The sequence below is a fragment of the Streptomyces sp. NPDC087844 genome, assembly GCF_044742785.1.
Lineage (GTDB): Bacteria > Actinomycetota > Actinomycetes > Streptomycetales > Streptomycetaceae > Streptomyces.
The window spans coordinates 90624-106775 of the sequence record NZ_JBIUVD010000013.1 but is presented as its reverse complement, the minus strand read 5'-3'; the positions used below and the strand labels follow the sequence as shown (position 1 = coordinate 106775).

Below are 16152 nucleotides of genomic sequence, written 5' to 3'. Positions count from 1 at the left end.
TCCGCAGGAGTCACCCCATGCACAGCCACCCTGACCCGTACGTCCGCGTGCGTGGTGCCCGTGAGCACAATCTTCAGGGCGTCGATGTCGACATTCCGCGGGATGCGCTGGTGGTGTTCACGGGAGTGTCCGGGTCCGGGAAGTCGTCGCTGGCCTTCGGGACGATCTACGCGGAGGCCCAGCGGCGGTACTTCGAGTCGGTGGCCCCGTACGCGCGGCGGCTGATCCATCAGGTGGGGGCGCCGAAGGTCGGGGACATCAGCGGACTGCCGCCCGCGGTGTCGCTCCAGCAGCGGCGGTCGACGCCCACCTCGCGCTCGTCGGTGGGTACGGTCACCAACCTCTCCAACTCGCTGCGGATGCTGTTCTCCCGCGCGGGCCGGTACCCGCCGGGCGCCGAACGGCTCGACTCGGACTCCTTCTCGCCGAACACGGCCGCCGGGGCCTGCCCCGAGTGCCACGGGCTCGGTCAGGTGCACCGCACGACCGAGGAGCTGCTGGTCCCCGATCCGGCGCTGTCGATCCGCGAGGGCGCGATCGCCGCGTGGCCGGGCGCCTGGCAGGGCAAGAACCTGCGCGATGTCCTCGACGCGCTGGGACACGACGTCGACCGGCCGTGGCGCGACCTGCCCGCCGAGCAGCGCGAGTGGATCCTCTTCACGGACGAGCAGCCGGTCGTGACGGTCCATCCGGTACGGGACGCGGGGCGGATCCAACGCCCGTACCAGGGCACGTACATGAGCGCGCGGCGCTATGTCCTGAAGACGTTCGCGGACTCCAGGAGCCGGACGCTGCGGGCGAAGGCGGAGCGGTTCCTCGCCGCGACGCCCTGTCCGATGTGCGGCGGCAGCCGACTGCGGCCCGAGGCGCTCGCGGTCACCTTCGCGGGCCGGACCATCGCGGAGCTGGCCGCGCTGCCGCTCGTCGAACTGGCCGGCACCCTCGCGGAACACGGGGGTCCGGAGACGGCCCGCGTCCTCACGGAGGACCTGCTCGCCCGTATCTCCCCCGTCACCGAACTGGGCCTCGGCTACCTCGGTCTCGCTCGGGCCACCCCGACCCTGTCGGCGGGCGAGCTGCAACGGCTGCGCCTGGCGACGCAGTTGCGCTCCGGCCTCTTCGGGGTCGTGTACGTCCTGGACGAACCGTCCGCCGGACTGCACCCGGCGGACACCGAGGCCCTGCTCACGGTCCTGGACCGGCTGAAGGCGGCCGGCAACTCGGTGTTCGTCGTGGAGCACAGCCTCGACGTCGTACGCAGCGCCGACTGGCTGGTCGACGTGGGCCCGAAGGCGGGCGAGCACGGCGGGCAGGTGCTGCACAGCGGCCCGGTGGCAGAGCTGGAGCGCGTCGCGGAATCGGCGACGGGCCGGTTCCTTTTCGACCGCTCCCCCGCTCCGGAGCGTGAAGTCCGGTCGGCAAGGGGCTGGTTGAAGGCCGGGCCGGTCACTCGCCACAATCTGCGCGGCGTGAGCGCCGAGTTCCCGCTCGGCGTGCTCACCGCGGTCACCGGTGTCTCCGGTTCGGGCAAGTCCACACTCATCGGGGAGATCACGGAGGAACTGCCGGGAGTGGGGCGGCTGGTGAGCGTCGACCAGAAGCCCATCGGCCGTACGCCCCGTTCGAATCTGGCCACGTACACAGGTCTCTTCGACGTCGTGCGCAAGGTCTTCGCCGGGACGAGGGAGGCTGCCGGTCGCGGCTACGGGGTCGGCCGGTTCTCGTTCAACGTCGCGGGCGGGCGCTGCGAGACCTGCCAGGGCGAGGGGTTCGTCAGCGTCGAACTGCTCTTCCTGCCGAGCACCTACGCCCCGTGCCCGGACTGCGGCGGGGCGCGCTACAACCCCGGGACGCTCGAAGTGGCCTACCGGGGAAGGAACATCGCGCAGGTGCTGGACCTGACGGTCGAGGCCGCCGCCGGCTTCTTCGCGGACACCCCTGCCGTCGCCCGCAGCCTCGCCACGCTCCTCGACGTCGGCCTCGGCTATCTGCGGCTCGGCCAGCCGGCGACCGAGCTGTCCGGCGGCGAGGCACAGCGCATCAAGCTGGCGAGCGAACTCCAGCGCGTACGCCGGGGTCACACGCTCTATCTCCTCGACGAGCCGACGACCGGTCTGCACCCGGCCGATGTCGAGGTCCTGATGCGGCAGTTGCACGGTCTGGTCGACGGCGGTCACAGCGTCGTGGTCGTGGAGCACGACATGGCGGTGGTGGCGGGCGCCGACTGGGTGATCGACCTGGGACCGGGCGGAGGCGACGCGGGCGGACGGATCGTGGCGGCGGGACCTCCGGCGGAGGTCGCGCGGGCGACGGGGAGCGCCACGGCTCCGTACCTCGCGCGTGCGCTGCCGCGGAGCGGCACCCGGCCGCGATAGGCACGGCTCCCGGTCCCCGTGGGCACAGTCCTCACTCCCAGTAGGCCTCGCGCAGCTTGGACTTGGCCAGCTTGCCCGTGGGCGTACGCGGCAACGCGTCCGTGAAGTCCACGCTGCGGGGTGCCTTGTAGTGGGCGATGCGGTCGCGGACGAAGTCGAGCAGTTCGCGTGCGAGTCGCGGGCCGGGGGTCGCGCCGGGGGCCGGCTGGACGACCGCCTTGACCGCCTCGCCCATCTCCGGGTCCGGTACGCCGACGACCGCCACGTCGGCGACCTGGGGGTGCAGGGTGAGACAGTCCTCGATCTCCTGCGGGTAGATGTTCACGCCGCCGGAGATGATGGTGAACGCCCTGCGGTCGGTGAGGAAGAGATAGCCGTCCTCGTCGACGTGCCCGATGTCCCCCGTGGTCGTCCAGTTGGGGTGTTCGGGATGCTGCGCCTCCCGGGTGCGGATCTCGTCGTTGTGGTAGCGGAACGGGAGTTCGTCGCGCTCGAAGTACACGGTCCCGGTCTCGCCGACGGGCAGCACCTTGCCGTCGTCGTCGCAGATCCGCAGCTCGCCGAGGAATCCGCCGCGGCCCACCGTCCCGGGTTTGCGGAGCCACTCCCCGGGGCCGACGAAGGTGATCCCGTTGGCTTCCGTCGCCGAGTAGTACTCGTACAGGACGGGCCCCCACCAGTCCATCATGCGGCGTTTGACCTCGACGGGGCAGGGCGCGGCGGCGTGGACGGCGACCCTCGTCGACGACACGTCGTACGCGCCGCGCACCTCGTCGGGCAGCTTCAGCATCCGCACGAACATGGTGGGCACCCATTGGCTGTGCGTGACCCGGTGCTGTTCGATCGCCGCCAACGCCGCTCGTGGATCGAAGGAGCGCAGCGAGTTCATCAGGACGACCGTGCCGCCCGTCGCGGTCACCACGAAGCTGAAGCGCAGGGGCGCCGCGTGGTACAGCGGGGCCGGGCAGAGGTAGACGGTGTCCTCACCGAAGCCGTACATGGGCTGGAAGAGCAGTTGGTACATGCTCATCTCCTCGCGGACGTCCCCCTCGGGGAGTGTCGGCGCGATGCCCTTCGGCAGACCGGTGGTGCCGGAGGAGTAGAGCATGTCGACGCCGCGGGGCTGGTGGGCCGGGGGTTCGGGTGAGGCACCGGCGAGGGCGCGTTCGTACGAGCCGTCGTCGAAGTCGAGATGCAGTTCGGTCTCCGGGGCCGACGCACGGACCGCGCGGCCGAGTTCGGCGAGGGGCGCCGAGACGATCAGCGCCCTGGCCCCGCAGTCGCGGACGATGTAGGCGGCCTCGTCGGCGGTCAGGTGGTGGTTGACCACGGTCAGGTAGAAGCCGGAGCGGAGTGCCGCCCAGTAGACCTCCAGGACGCGCGGGTCGTTGTCGGCGAGGAGGGCCAGATGGTCGCCCACGCGCAGTCCGGCGGACCGCAGGTGGTCGGCGAGCCGCAGGGAGCGGTCCTCCAACTGGCCGTAGGTGAGGGCACGGCCGCCGTCGGCGGTGACGACGGCCGTCCTGGCGGGGTCGTACGCTCCGGGGTACATGCGGGGACGGTACCCCGCTCAGATGACGGACCGTCAGAGGTGTGCGTGCGCTTCCGTGTCCACGCGGACGCGGGTGACCGGATGCACGGCACGGAGGGGGTGGGTGGTGACCGTTTCGGCGGCCCGGGCGAGGGCCCGCCGGTCGGGGGCGGAGCCTGGCGGTAGCACCGGCCCCACCTGTACCTCGGCCACGAGGTGGCGGGCCGACACGACCCGCCACACGGAGGCGAGCAGCGGGTCGCTGCCCACGAAAGCGGGTGCGGTGCTCACCGCGCCCCCTTCGTGCCGGTACCGCAGGCGCACCGGCTGGACGGCCGCGTCCGCGTCGAGGGCGGCCTGGAAGGCGGCCCGGCGGAACCGGCCCTGGGCCCGGCCGCACCAGGTGCTGCCCTCGGGAAAGACCACCACCGCCCCGCCGTCGCGCAGGGACTCCGCGATCCGCCCGACCGTCTCGGGCAGCGCACGCAGCCGGTCGCGCTCGATGAACAGCGCGCCGCTGCTCGCGGTGAGCGCCCCGGCCACGGGCCACTGACGGATCTCCGCCTTGGCGAGCATCCGGGCCGGCCGGACGGCCGCGAGCAGCGGGATGTCGAGCCAGGAGATGTGGTTGGCCACCAGCAGCAGGCCGCCGGTGGGCGGGGCCGCGCCGGTGGTCCGCAGCTCCACGCCCGCGGCGCGCACGATCGTCCGGCACCACCTTCTGATGAGCCGGTCGCGCAGACCTGCGGGAACCCGCGCGACGACCGGGATCAGTACGATTCCGGCGGCGACCACGACGAGCAGCGAGACCAGCCGCAGCACGGCACGCGGCGCGGCGGCGACCGTCCCTACGGACTCCACGCAGGCCCCCGGGGTGCACGGGGCGCCGGGCAGCCAGGCGCTCGCCGGAGCGGTGGCCGGGCGCGCCCCGGACGGGCTTGCCCCGGCAGCTCTTGTCCCGGCAGAGCTTGTCCCGGCAGGGCGGGAGGTGACCGGCGAACCGCCGCGACGCGGGCTCGGCACCTTCGCGGTGTCCGGGCCCGGGAAAGGGGGACCGCCCGCGCCCGGGCCGGCGTAGGCCGCCGGCCCCCGGCGGGGACGCAGGATCACCCCCATGCGGGACGCGCTCATCACGCGGGCACGAGGGAGAGGAAGTGCCGCAGATAGCGCGGGTCGACCCGGCGCATCGACAGCAGCACGTACAGGTCGGCGACGCCGAACTCCGGGTCGTGGGCCGGCTCGGCGCAGACCCAGGCGCCCAGGCGCAGATAGCCGCGAAGGAGCGGGGGGAGTTCGGCGCGGCCTGCCCGGGCGACGCCCTCGGAGTTCCAGGGCGACAGCGGCCGTACGCGGTACTCCTCGGGTGCCAGGTACTTGTCCCGCACCCGGTCCCAGGTGCCCGCGGCGAGCGCCCCGCCGTCGGCGAGCGGGATGGAGCAGCAGCCCGCCAGCCACTCGTGGCCTCCGTCGGTCATGTAGCGGGCGATACCGGCCCAGATCAGACCGATGACAGCGCCGTCGCGGTGGTCGGGGTGGACACAGGAGCGGCCGACCTCGACCAGGCCGGAGCGGATCGCGGCGAGGGGACCGAGGTCGAACTCGCCCTCCGAGTAGAGCCGTCCGGCGACCGCGGCACGCTCGGGCGGCAGCAGCCGGTAGGTTCCGACGACCTGGCCGGTCGTGGTGTCGCGTACGAGCAGGTGGTCGCAGTACGCGTCGAAGGCGTCGACGTCCAGGCCCTGCTGCTCAGTGGCCAGCAGGGCGCCCAGCTCCCCGGCGAAGACGTCGTGGCGCAGTCGCTGTGCGTCCCGGACGTCGGACTCGTCGCGGGCGAGGGTGACGGTGTAACGGGTGGGTGCCGTCGACAGTGGGGGGCTGTCGAGCGTGGAAACGCCGGTCATGGCTCTCTCCTGGTCACAGGCCGGATGCGGCGGAGCGGCGCGGCGGACCGGGGTGTACCGGTCCGTGCGTTCCTGTTCTTCCGACGCCGGCTGACCGCCGAGTAACCCACGGAGAGAGCCCGGGTGTGAGCTTGCTGAATGCCAGGGGCGGCGCCCCTTTTTGGGGGGCGCGGGGAACGGCGCAGTCTTTCGGTCCTCAGGGGCGCGGGGAACGGCGCGACCAGCCTCCAGGCACCCGCACCCGCACCCGACGAACCACTGCCCGGCGGAGCCCTACCGCTTCGCGACCTTCCGGCCGGCCCGCAACCACTCCTTGTTCATCCCGGTGATGGAGAACAACGGAATCCCCTTGGGACAGGCAGTCGCACACTCCCCCACGAGCGTGCACCCCCCGAACCCCTCCTCATCCATCTGCGCCACCATGTCCAGCACCCGCGTCTCCCGCTCGGGAGCCCCCTGCGGCAGCACGTTCAGATGATTCACCTTCGCCGAGGTGAACAACATCGCGGCCCCGTTGGGACAGGCGGCCACACACGCCCCGCACCCGATGCACTCGGCATGCTCGAACGCGAAGTCCGCATCGGGCTTGGGCACCGGCGTGGCATGCGCCTCCGGCGCGGCCCCGGTCGGCACGCTGACGTACCCGCCGGCCTGGATGATCCGGTCGAACGCGGACCGGTCGACCACCAGGTCCTTGACGACCGGGAACGCCGAGGCCCGCCACGGCTCGATGTCGATCGTGTCCCCGTCGCGGAAGGACCGCATGTGCAACTGACAGGTGGTGGTGCGCTCAGGGCCGTGCGCGTCACCGTTGATGACCAGCGAGCACGCGCCGCAGATGCCCTCGCGGCAGTCGTGGTCGAAGGCGACCGGATCGTCGCCGGCGAGGATGAGGTCCTCGTTGAGGGTGTCGAGCATCTCCAGAAAGGACATGTCGGCCGAGATGCCGTCCACTTCGTACGTGGACATCGCTCCGTCGGCGTCTGCGTTCGGCTGCCGCCAGACGCGCAGGGTGAGCTTCATGCGTAGCTCCGCTGGGTGGGGTGGACGTACTCGAAGACGAGGTCTTCCTTGTGCAGGACGGGCGCGTCGCCGGTGTCGGTGAACTCCCAGGCGGCCGCGTAGGAGAACTCCTCGTCACGGCGGGCCGCCTCACCGTCGGGGGTCTGGGACTCCTCCCGGAAGTGCCCGCCGCAGGACTCCTCGCGGTGCAGCGCGTCCAGGCACATCAGCTCGGCCAGTTCCAGATAGTCGACGATCCGGTTGGCCTTCTCCAACGACTGGTTGAACTCCTCCCCCCTGCCGGGCACCTTGATACGCCGCCAGAACTCCTCCCGGATCTGCGGGATCCGCTCCAACGCCTTGCGCAACCCGCTCTCCGTACGGGCCATGCCGCAGAACTCCCACATCAGCTCGCCCAGTTCACGGTGGAAGGAGTCGGGAGTGCGGTCCCCGTCCACGGCCAGCAGCAGGCGCAGCCGGTCCTCGGTGTCGGCCAGCACCTCCTGCACGACCGGGTGTTCGTCGTCCAGCGCCTCTTGGCGCGGGTTGCGGGCGAGGTAGTCGTTGATGGTCGACGGCAGTACGAAGTAGCCGTCGGCCAGGCCCTGCATGAGTGCGGACGCGCCCAGCCGGTTCGCCCCGTGGTCGGAGAAGTTGGCCTCGCCGACGGCGAACAGGCCAGGGACGGTGGTCTGCAGGTCGTAGTCCACCCACAGGCCGCCCATCGTGTAGTGCACGGCCGGATAGATCCGCATCGGCACGCTGTACGGATCCTCGGCGGTGATCCGTGCGTACATGTCGAAGAGGTTGCCGTACTTGGCCTCCACGGCCCTCCGCCCCATCCGCGCGATGGCATCGGCGAAGTCGAGGTAGACGCCCTGCCCGCCGGGTCCGACCCCGCGGCCCTCGTCGCACACGTTCTTGGCGGCCCGCGAGGCGATGTCACGCGGTACGAGGTTGCCGAAGGCCGGGTAGATCCGCTCCAGGTAGTAGTCGCGCTCGTCCTCCGGGATCCGGTTCGCCGGACGGTCGTCGCCCTTGGCCTTCGGCACCCAGATCCGCCCGTCGTTGCGCAACGACTCGCTCATCAGGGTCAGTTTCGACTGATGCTCACCGGTACGCGGAATGCAGGTGGGGTGGATCTGCGTGAAGCACGGGTTGGCGAAGTACGCGCCGCGCCGGTGCGCCCGCCAGATCGCGGTGGCGTTGGAGTTCATGGCGTTGGTCGACAGATAGAAGACGTTGCCGTAGCCGCCGGTGGCCAGCACCACGGCGTCCGCGTAGTAGGTGTCGATCCTCCCGGTGATCAGATCGCGGGCCACGATCCCTCGCGCCCGCCCGTCGACGACGATCACATCGAGCATCTCGGTGCGCGGATGCATCTCGATGTTCCCGGCCGCGATCTGCCTGCTGAGGGCCTGGTAGGCGCCGAGCAGGAGCTGCTGCCCCGTCTGCCCGCGGGCGTAGAACGTCCGGGACACCTGCACCCCGCCGAACGACCGGGTGTCCAGCAGACCCCCGTATTCGCGCGCGAACGGCACACCCTGCGCGACACACTGGTCGATGATCTCCACCGAGATCTGCGCGAGGCGGTGCACGTTCGACTCCCGTGCGCGGAAGTCGCCGCCCTTGACGGTGTCGTAGAAGAGCCGGTGCACCGAGTCGCCGTCGTTGCGGTAGTTCTTCGCTGCGTTGATCCCGCCCTGCGCGGCGATCGAGTGGGCCCGCCGCGGCGAGTCCTGATAGCAGAACTGCACCACGTGGTAGCCCTGTTCGGCGAGCGTGGCCCCGGCCGCGCCCCCGGCCAGCCCGGTACCGACGACGATCACGGTGTGCTTGCGGCGGTTGGCCGGGTTGACCAGCCTGGCCTCGAAGCGGCGGGTGTCCCAGCGCTCGTGCACCGGCCCTTTCGGGGCCTTGGTGTCGACGACCGGCTTTCCGGTCGCGTACTCGGCGAAGGTGCCGTGTCCGGCGAATTCAGCGGTCATGTCAGCTCACCACTCCGGTCATCACGCCCACGGGTACGGCGACGAAGCCCGCCGTGAGCACCACGGCGAGCACGTTGGCGATGGCCTTGAAGGCCCGGTCACGGGCGCGGCTGCCCACGCCCAGGGTCTGTGCGGCGCTCCAGAAGCCGTGCCGGACGTGCAGGCCGAGCGCGAGCACGGCGACGATGTAGACGACGTTGCCGTACCAGGTGGAGAAGGTGTCGATCACGTTCTGGTACGGGTGTCCGGACTGGAAGCCGTTCGCGTGCACGGTGCCGGTGGTCAGGTCCAGGATGTGCCAGACGATGAACAGGCCGAGGATGATCCCGCCCCAGCGCATGGTGCGCGTGGCATAACTGGCGCGGGGCTTCTTGTGCACGTACTTGGTGGGGCGCGCCCCGATGTCACGGCGGCTGAGCTGGTACGCGGAGACGGCGTGCGCGACGACGGCGACGACCAGGACCACGCGGACGATCCACAGGGCCCACTCGTAGTGCAGGAAGGGCTCGCCGAGGGTGCGCAGCCAGTGGGCGTAGTGGTCGAACTCGCCCTCTCCGAAGAAGATCTTGAGGTTGCCCAGCATGTGGACGGCCAGGTACCCCAGCATGATCAGACCGCTGACGGCCATCACGGCCTTCTTGCCGACGGACGAGTCCCACATGGTGCGCGTCATGGACGGTTTTCGTTCCGTCCGCGTTGCCAGAGCCATGTGCTCGACGCTACGGCCGACAAGGTCGATCGGTCCAAGACATGGACCAGCTCGTTTCCATAGGTGATGCCTATCGTGAGCGTACGATGGGGGCATGCAGTTCCAGCAGCTCCAGTACTTCGTGGCGGTCGCCGAGACCCGGCATTTCACCCGGGCCGCCGATGTGGTCCATGTGGCCCAGCCGTCGCTCTCCCAGCAGATCAAGGCGCTGGAGCGGGAGTTGGGGGCCGACCTCTTCCTCCGGGCTCGGGGGAACATCACGCTCACGGACGCCGGGGAGGCGCTGCTGCCGCTGGCCCGGCGCATTTTGGCGGACGCGGATACGGCTCGGCACGAGGTGCAGGAACTGGCTCAGCTGCGCAGCGGGCGGGTGCGGCTCGGTGCGACCCCGAGCCTGTGCACGGGGCTGCTGCCGGACGTGCTGCGCGCCTTCCACGACCGCTATCCGGGGATCAGGCTGCTGATCGAGGAGGGCGGCTCCCACGACCTCGTACGGGAGTTGGCGCGCGGGGCGCTCGACCTGGCTCTCGTCGTCCTGCCACTGCCGACGCCGTCGCCCGCGCTGACCACGGTGGAGGTGCTGCGGGAGGACCTGGTGGTGGTGTCCTCGCCGGAGGCGGCGGCGCCGGGGGGTGGGCGGCGGACCGTCGGTGTCCCTGACCTGGAGGGGGAACGGCTGGTGATGTTCCGGCACGGGTACGACCTGCGGGAGCTGACCGTCGCCGCGTGCCGCTCCGCGGGGTTCGAGCCGGACTTCGCCGTGGAGGGCGGGGAGATGGATGCGGTGCTGGGGTTCGTGCGGGCGGGGTTGGGGGTGGCTGTGGTGCCGCGGATGGTGGCGGTGCGGTCGGGGGCGGGGTTGCGGGTGACGCCGCTGGCTCGGCCCGGGCTGGCCCGGACCATCGCGCTGGCCCACCGCAGTGACGTGGCGCCACCGCGCGCGGCCCGCGAACTGCAGCGGATGCTGCTGGAACGGTGAGCCGCGTTCGGCTGGCGCCAATCACGGCTGCGAGTACGGGTACGGGTGCGTTGCGGCCGACCGCGCCGTTCCCCGCGCCCCTGAGGGGGTTGCGGCGCGTTTTGACCGTGCGGGCACATCGTGGCTGAGCGCGCCGTTCCCCGCGCCCCTACGGGGGCGCCGGTGACGCGGCCGTCTTGACCGCGCGGAAGCGTCGTGGTTGCGTGCGCCGTTCCCCGCGCCCCTACGGGGGCGCTGGTGGTGCGGCCCGTTTTGACCTTGCGCGTGCGTCATGGTTGCGCGCGGCGTTCGGCGTGCTCCTTGGGGGCGCTGCCCCTTCAGGGGCGCGGGGAACTGCGCGCTCAGCCACGACCTGCCCGCACATCCGGACAGGCCGTCACCACCCCCTCCAGGGGCGCGGGGAACTGCGCGACAAGACACGCCCTGCCCGGACTCACAACGCGCACCCCAACCCCCTCAGGGGCGCGGGGAACTGCGCGACAAGACACCACCACCGTCAGCCCGTCGCGTCCACCAGGGCCAGGTCGTGCAGACGGTCCGGCGGACCGGGGCGGGCGTAGTACCAGCCCTGAGCCGTGTCACAGCCCAGCAGCCGCAACTGCTCCGCCTGCGCCCCCGTCTCCACCCCCTCGACCGTGACCGTGAGGTCCAGGCTGTGGGCGAGCGACACGATCCCCTCGACGATCTTGAGGTCGACCGGGTCGGCGGGAAACTGCTGCATGCCCTGCGTGAAGGACCGGTCGAGTTTGAGGATGCTCACCGGCAGGCGGCGCAGATTGGCCAGGTTCGAGTACCCCGTACCGAAGTCGTCCAGCGCGATGTCGACACCCATCTCGGCCAGCCGCCGCAACGGCTTGAGCAGGTCGTCGTCCGCACCGATCAGCGCCGACTCGGTGACTTCGAGGCAGAGCGAGTCCGGTTCGAGACCGACCCGCTCCAGGATGTCCACCGTGTCGGAGACAAGACCGGGATGGGTCAGCTGGCACGGCGACAGATTGACGTTGATGCGCAGCTGACCGGCGCCGGAGTGACGTTCCTGCCACTCACGGGCCTGCCGGACCGACTGCTCCAGGACCCACCGGCCCAGCGGCACGATCAGGCCGGTGTGCTCGGCGAGCGGGATGAACCGGTCGGGACCGAGCACACCGTGCTGCGGATGCAGCCAGCGCACGAGGGCCTCGGCACCGTGCACAGTGCCGTCGCCGAGACGGACGAGCGGCTGGTACTCGATGAAGAACTCGCCCCGGTCCAGCGCCGCGGGCAGCGCCGTGGTGAGCCCGTGCCGGGTGATCGCGCGGGCGTCGGCCTCGGCGTCGGCCAGCTCGTAACGGTTGCCGCCCGCCGACTTGGCCCGGTACATCGTGATGTCGGCGCTGCGCAGCACCTCCGCCGGGCCGCGCTCGCCCGCCGGCCCCTCGACGATGCCGATGCTGCCGCGGACCGTCAGTTCCCGGCCGTCGATGCGCACCGGGGTGATCAGGGCGTTCATGATGCGGTCGGCGAGCGCGTCGACCTCGCTCTCGGTGTCGGGCCCGGTGGTCAGGGCCACGAACTCGTCGCCGCCGAGCCGGGCCACCATCTCACCGGGCGCGGTCGCGCAGGACTGCAGCCGGTCGGCGACCTCGACGAGCAGCCGGTCCCCCGCCGCGTGCCCGAGGCTGTCGTTGATGGTCTTGAAGCCGTCGAGGTCGAGGTAGCAGAGGCCGAAGCGCTGGCCGTCGCCCGCCGCGAGGGCCTTGTCGAGCCGCTCGAAGAACAGCGTGCGGTTGGGCAGCCCGGTGAGCGCGTCGTGCGTGGCCTCGTACCGGAGCCGGAGGTTGAGCAGCCTGCGCTCGGTGGTGTCCTCCATGAGGGCGAGCTGGTACTGCGGCCGGCCGTCCGGGTCGCGCAGCAGCGAGACGGTGAGGTTGGTCCACAGAACCGTTCCGTCAGGTCGGTAGAACGCCTTCTCGACGTGGTAGTGCTCACGGTCGCCGCGCACCAGCTCCTCGTAGAGCCGCCAGACCTGGGCGCCGTCCTCGGCATGGGTCCACTCGGTGACGTTGCGCCCGCGCATCAGCTGCTCGGTGCCGCCGAACATACGCAGCAGGGCGTTGTTCACCTGCAGGATGTTGCCGTCGAGGTCCGCGACGCCGATGCCTATGGCCGCGCCCTCGAAGACCGCGCGGAAGCGTGCCTCGGTCGCGTGCAGCGCGTCCGCGACGACGCCCTGGGCCTGGAGGGCGGCGCGTGCGATGGTCTCCTGCTCCGCCAGCGTCCGCTCCCGCAGCGCCTTCGCGAACCCGGCGGCCATGGCGTGCTGCAGCCGCGCGGAGCGGGCGCGCAGAGCGTCCTGCTCTCCGTCCCCGCCGCAGTAGAGCACCAGATAGGCGTCGACGCAGTCGAGTGTGGCACTGAGGGCCTCGGGCTCCGTGCAGTGCGCCCCGATGAGCGCGGCGCCGACGGCCTGTCCCTCGGCCGCCTCGAACGTCCTGGCCCGCAGCGCCTCACTGAGCCGCCTGGCGAGCGGCACGAGGCGCTGCTCGAACTCCGGGCGGGTCAGCGACGTGGCGGTCACCGGGAAGACGGCCCGGCTCCAGATCGTCGCGAACCTGCGCAGTCTGTCCTCCGGCCCGTCCGGCTCCGCGGTCACGCCGTGCGCCCCACGCCCGCGAAACCCGAGTAGGAATAAGGATCCTCGTCCTCGGGTGCCGGGTCGGGCCGCCAGTTCGGCATCGGCACCAGTCCGGGTTCCACCATGTCGTACCCCTCGAAGAACCGCGCGATGTTTTCGCGCGAGCGCATGATCAGCGGGTTTCGGATGTCCTTGTAGACGTCGACGGCGCCCCCCGCCCGCTCCGGGGGGAGCGGGATTCCCTCGTACGAGGCGTGCGTGACGACGACGAGGCTGCCGGGCGCCAGGGCGTCCCTCAGCTCGGCCACGGCATCGTACGGGTCGTCCTCGTCCTCCACGAAGTGCAGTATGGCAACGAGAAGGAGAGCGACTGGTCGATTCAGGTCTATCAGGCGCTGCAGACGCGGACTCGCCAGGATCTCCCGGGGCTTGCGGAGGTCGGCGGTGACGACGTCCGCGTTCTCGTTGCCGGCCAGGACGGCCTCGCTGTGCGCGACGGCCACCGGGTCGTGGTCGACGTAGACGACGCGGGCGCCGGGACGGGCGCTCTGGGCCACCTCGTGGACGCTGCCGAAGGTGGGGATGCCGGAGCCGATGTCCAGGAACTGGTCGATGCCCTCGGCCGCCGCGAAGCGCACCGCGCGGCGCAGGAACGCCCGGTTCGCCTGCATGATCTTGGGGAGTCCCGGCATGAACTCCATGGCCCTGCGCGCGGCTTCCCTGTCGACCTCGAAGTTGTGCGATCCGCCCAGGTAGTAGTCGTAGATGCGGCTCACACTGGGCACCGAGATGTCGATGCCGCGTGGGGCCCAGGCGGGACGCTCCATCTATGTCTCCAAGGCGTAGACGATCCGGTGTTCGAGCTGAGGCTACTGATCGCCCGCCAATGGAGCGAGTGGAAACGGAAATTGACCGTCCGTTCAAGGCCACTGCCTCGGGCACGTGCCGAATGGAAGGCCCAGCGAAATCGCCCCGAAGCATTCCAAAGAGATCCGGGAGGAACGACCGGGACGCGTTCGGATGTGAAAAAGCCGTTTCGCTCCCTCCACGCGGTACGGAGGGAGCGAAACGGCGAATGTGCCCACTTGCTGTGATTCTTGCTGTTGCTGCTTCCCGCGGTGCGGCTACTTCGGCTTGCCGAGCGGCTTGCCCTCGGGGGAGATGGCGTACCAGGTACCGCCGACGCCCTGGCCGTTGGTGTCGCCCGGCTTCTTGTCACCCGCGAAGGTGTAGAGCGGCCAGCAGTCGATGCTCTGCTGCTTGAGTCCGTCCGGGCGGTTGTTGATGACGTAGCCGCGCTTGCCGTCGTTCTTGTTGTCGATGCCCTTGGTGTCGGCGGCGTCCACCGGCTCGACGACCGGCCACTTCTCCAGGCACGCGCCGATGCAGTTCGACTTCATCGGCCACGGGACGTCCTTCTCGAACCGGTAGACCGTCATGCCGTTCTTGTCGATGACGACCTCGCCGAGCTCCGGGTCGTTACGCGTCGACAGGCCGGGCAGGTCGGCGGCTTCCGCCGTGCCGCCCCCGCCGCCGGCGGCCGCCTTCTTGCCCGTGGGGGCCGAGGCGTACCAAGTGCCGCCCACGCCCTGACCCTTGACGTCACCGGCCTTGGTGTCCTTCGCGAACCGGTACTGCGGCCAGCCGTCGATGGTCAGCTGCTTCGTACCGTCGGTCCGGGTGACCTCGCCCAGCAGGGCCTTGTCGATACCCACCGGGGCCGCCGCACCCGAGGACGGGACCGGGGGCCAGGCCGTGGCGCAGTCGCCGTCACAGGTCGACTTCGGGGGCTCGGCCGTGTCCTTGTCGAAGCGGTACAGCGTCATGCCCGCGCTGTCCGTGACCACCTCACCGAGCTTCTCGGTGTCCGCCACGGCAAGTTGACCGGCGCTCTGCGCAACGGCGCCCTGCCCGTCCGCGGCGGCGGCGCCCGTCTCGGTCGCCCCCGCTCCCGCCGACCCGTAACCATTCGCCGCGGGCGCCGCGCCCACGTTCTGGCTGCCGGTCGAATCGCTCGCCTTTTCCTGACCGCACGCCGTCGTCAGCACCAGCACTGCCGCAGCTGACGCTACGAGTGAGGCGCTCCGCCAGGAGGTCTTCATTGGTAACTCCCGCTGTTTGCATAGGTGTTGCGGCACTGCTCAGCACCGCGTATGGCCCTAGGTACGGGCAGGGGTGCGGTGAGTGTTCAAAGTGAGCACACATTTCTTTCTGATAACGCCCGGAAGCCCTGCTCAGGGAGGGGGCGGTGAGGCGGCGGGGAGGGGTCACCGCGGGACTCCGGCACCCGGTTCGGCCCGGCCCCGCAACGCTTCCGGCGCCGTTCGGCAACGGCCTGAGGCGCCTTTGTCCCTCCTTCGGGGCAATTAAACGGCCAGTCCCGTATATGTGGGCGCACGGGGACCGATGATCGCGATCGTGCCTGGACCAAAAAGAACCAAGCGGCCGCTCCGACTCGCTCTCGGCATACGGCTACTGGCGCTGCTCACCCTGACCTGGATCGCGGGCGGCGCGCCTGCCCCCGCGACCGCCGACGCGTGCGCGTACGCCTCCTCGGGCCCCGGCGGAGTCTCGGCGGTGTCGGTCGCGGGCACCTGCCCGACCCCGACACCACCCCCGCCCCCGCCCCCGCCCTCGACTCCGTGCCCGCCGACGCCTCCGCCCAGTCCGCCGCCGAAGCCCCCGCCCCCACCGAAACCGCCGCCGAAGCCGACCCCCGCTCCGACACCCCCGCCGAAGCCGTCACCCCCGCCGCGACCCGCGCCCGTCGCTCCGGTCGTCGTACCGCCCGCTCCCGTGACGCCACGGCCCACCCCCGCCACGCCACGTCCGACGCCTCCCTCGCCACGCCCGGCACCGCCCCCCAGCGCGCGGCCCGGTCCGTCACCGACCCCGGTGAGCTATCCGCCGTACCGCGTCAGGGCGCGCAAGGCCCCGCCCCGCGGCGGCCCGTCCCTGGTGTCGCTCACCCTGCTCATCACCGCGCCCGCCGTGCTCGCCGCCGCCGCGCTGCGCCCGCGCTGACCCGGCGCCCGCACTGACCCCTGGAGGAA

The 16152-nt window shown here is 71.1% G+C and carries 12 protein-coding genes; 3 read left to right on the top strand and 9 right to left on the bottom strand.

All coding sequences use genetic code 11. The annotated features are described in order from the left end of the window. Positions 1–17 precede the first annotated feature (17 nt). Positions 18–2375 carry an ATP-binding cassette domain-containing protein gene (locus tag ACIOKD_RS24655; protein WP_402087805.1) on the top strand — a complete coding sequence of 786 codons (2358 nt, stop codon included), beginning with the start codon at positions 18–20 and terminating at the stop codon, positions 2373–2375. A gap of 31 nt (positions 2376–2406) precedes the next feature. On the opposite strand, the gene ACIOKD_RS24650 is transcribed toward ACIOKD_RS24655, so the two are convergent. From ACIOKD_RS24650 to ACIOKD_RS24625, 6 genes are all read right to left on the bottom strand, one after another. Further along, a complete protein-coding gene (locus ACIOKD_RS24650; RefSeq protein ID WP_402087802.1) occupies positions 2407–3927 on the bottom strand; it encodes an acyl-CoA synthetase in 1521 nt (506 codons plus the stop codon). Positions 3928–3960: 33 nt separating this feature from the next. Next, on the bottom strand, positions 3961–4767 hold the full coding sequence (locus ACIOKD_RS24645; RefSeq protein ID WP_402087799.1) for a lysophospholipid acyltransferase family protein: 807 nt from the start codon (positions 4765–4767) through the stop codon (positions 3961–3963). Positions 4768–5036: 269 nt separating this feature from the next. Continuing rightward, positions 5037–5807: a GNAT family N-acetyltransferase gene (locus ACIOKD_RS24640; protein ID WP_402087798.1), complete on the bottom strand. Its 771-nt coding sequence runs from the start codon at positions 5805–5807 to the stop codon at positions 5037–5039. A 273-nt stretch (positions 5808–6080) separates the two neighbouring features. Then, complete coding sequence (locus tag ACIOKD_RS24635; protein ID WP_402087795.1) at positions 6081–6830, bottom strand: succinate dehydrogenase/fumarate reductase iron-sulfur subunit; 750 nt, start codon at positions 6828–6830, stop codon at positions 6081–6083. After that, positions 6827–8797 (bottom strand): fumarate reductase/succinate dehydrogenase flavoprotein subunit, encoded by a 1971-nt coding sequence (locus ACIOKD_RS24630; RefSeq protein WP_402087792.1) that lies wholly within the window; start codon positions 8795–8797, stop codon positions 6827–6829. The genes ACIOKD_RS24635 and ACIOKD_RS24630 overlap by 4 nt, the downstream gene beginning before the upstream one ends. 1 nt (position 8798) lies before the next feature. Continuing rightward, positions 8799–9470 (bottom strand): succinate dehydrogenase, encoded by a 672-nt coding sequence (locus tag ACIOKD_RS24625; protein ID WP_402088151.1) that lies wholly within the window; start codon positions 9468–9470, stop codon positions 8799–8801. A gap of 130 nt (positions 9471–9600) precedes the next feature. Here ACIOKD_RS24625 and ACIOKD_RS24620 point away from each other — a divergent pair, with 130 nt between their 5' ends. Continuing rightward, complete coding sequence (locus ACIOKD_RS24620) at positions 9601–10485, top strand: LysR family transcriptional regulator (RefSeq protein WP_402087790.1); 885 nt, start codon at positions 9601–9603, stop codon at positions 10483–10485. Between the two features lie 496 nt (positions 10486–10981). Here ACIOKD_RS24620 and ACIOKD_RS24615 read toward each other — a convergent pair whose 3' ends face one another. The 3 genes from ACIOKD_RS24615 to ACIOKD_RS24605 form a co-directional block, all read right to left on the bottom strand. Then, positions 10982–13117 carry a putative bifunctional diguanylate cyclase/phosphodiesterase gene (locus tag ACIOKD_RS24615; protein ID WP_402087787.1) on the bottom strand — a complete coding sequence of 712 codons (2136 nt, stop codon included), beginning with the start codon at positions 13115–13117 and terminating at the stop codon, positions 10982–10984. Then, a complete protein-coding gene (locus ACIOKD_RS24610) occupies positions 13114–13926 on the bottom strand; it encodes an SAM-dependent methyltransferase (RefSeq protein WP_402087784.1) in 813 nt (270 codons plus the stop codon). The genes ACIOKD_RS24615 and ACIOKD_RS24610 overlap by 4 nt, the downstream gene beginning before the upstream one ends. 297 nt (positions 13927–14223) lie before the next feature. Further along, positions 14224–15201 (bottom strand): SCO0930 family lipoprotein, encoded by a 978-nt coding sequence (locus tag ACIOKD_RS24605; protein ID WP_402087781.1) that lies wholly within the window; start codon positions 15199–15201, stop codon positions 14224–14226. 435 nt (positions 15202–15636) lie between these two features. Here ACIOKD_RS24605 and ACIOKD_RS24600 point away from each other — a divergent pair, with 435 nt between their 5' ends. Continuing rightward, positions 15637–16140 carry a hypothetical protein gene (locus ACIOKD_RS24600; protein ID WP_402087778.1) on the top strand — a complete coding sequence of 168 codons (504 nt, stop codon included), beginning with the start codon at positions 15637–15639 and terminating at the stop codon, positions 16138–16140. Positions 16141–16152 lie beyond the last annotated feature (12 nt).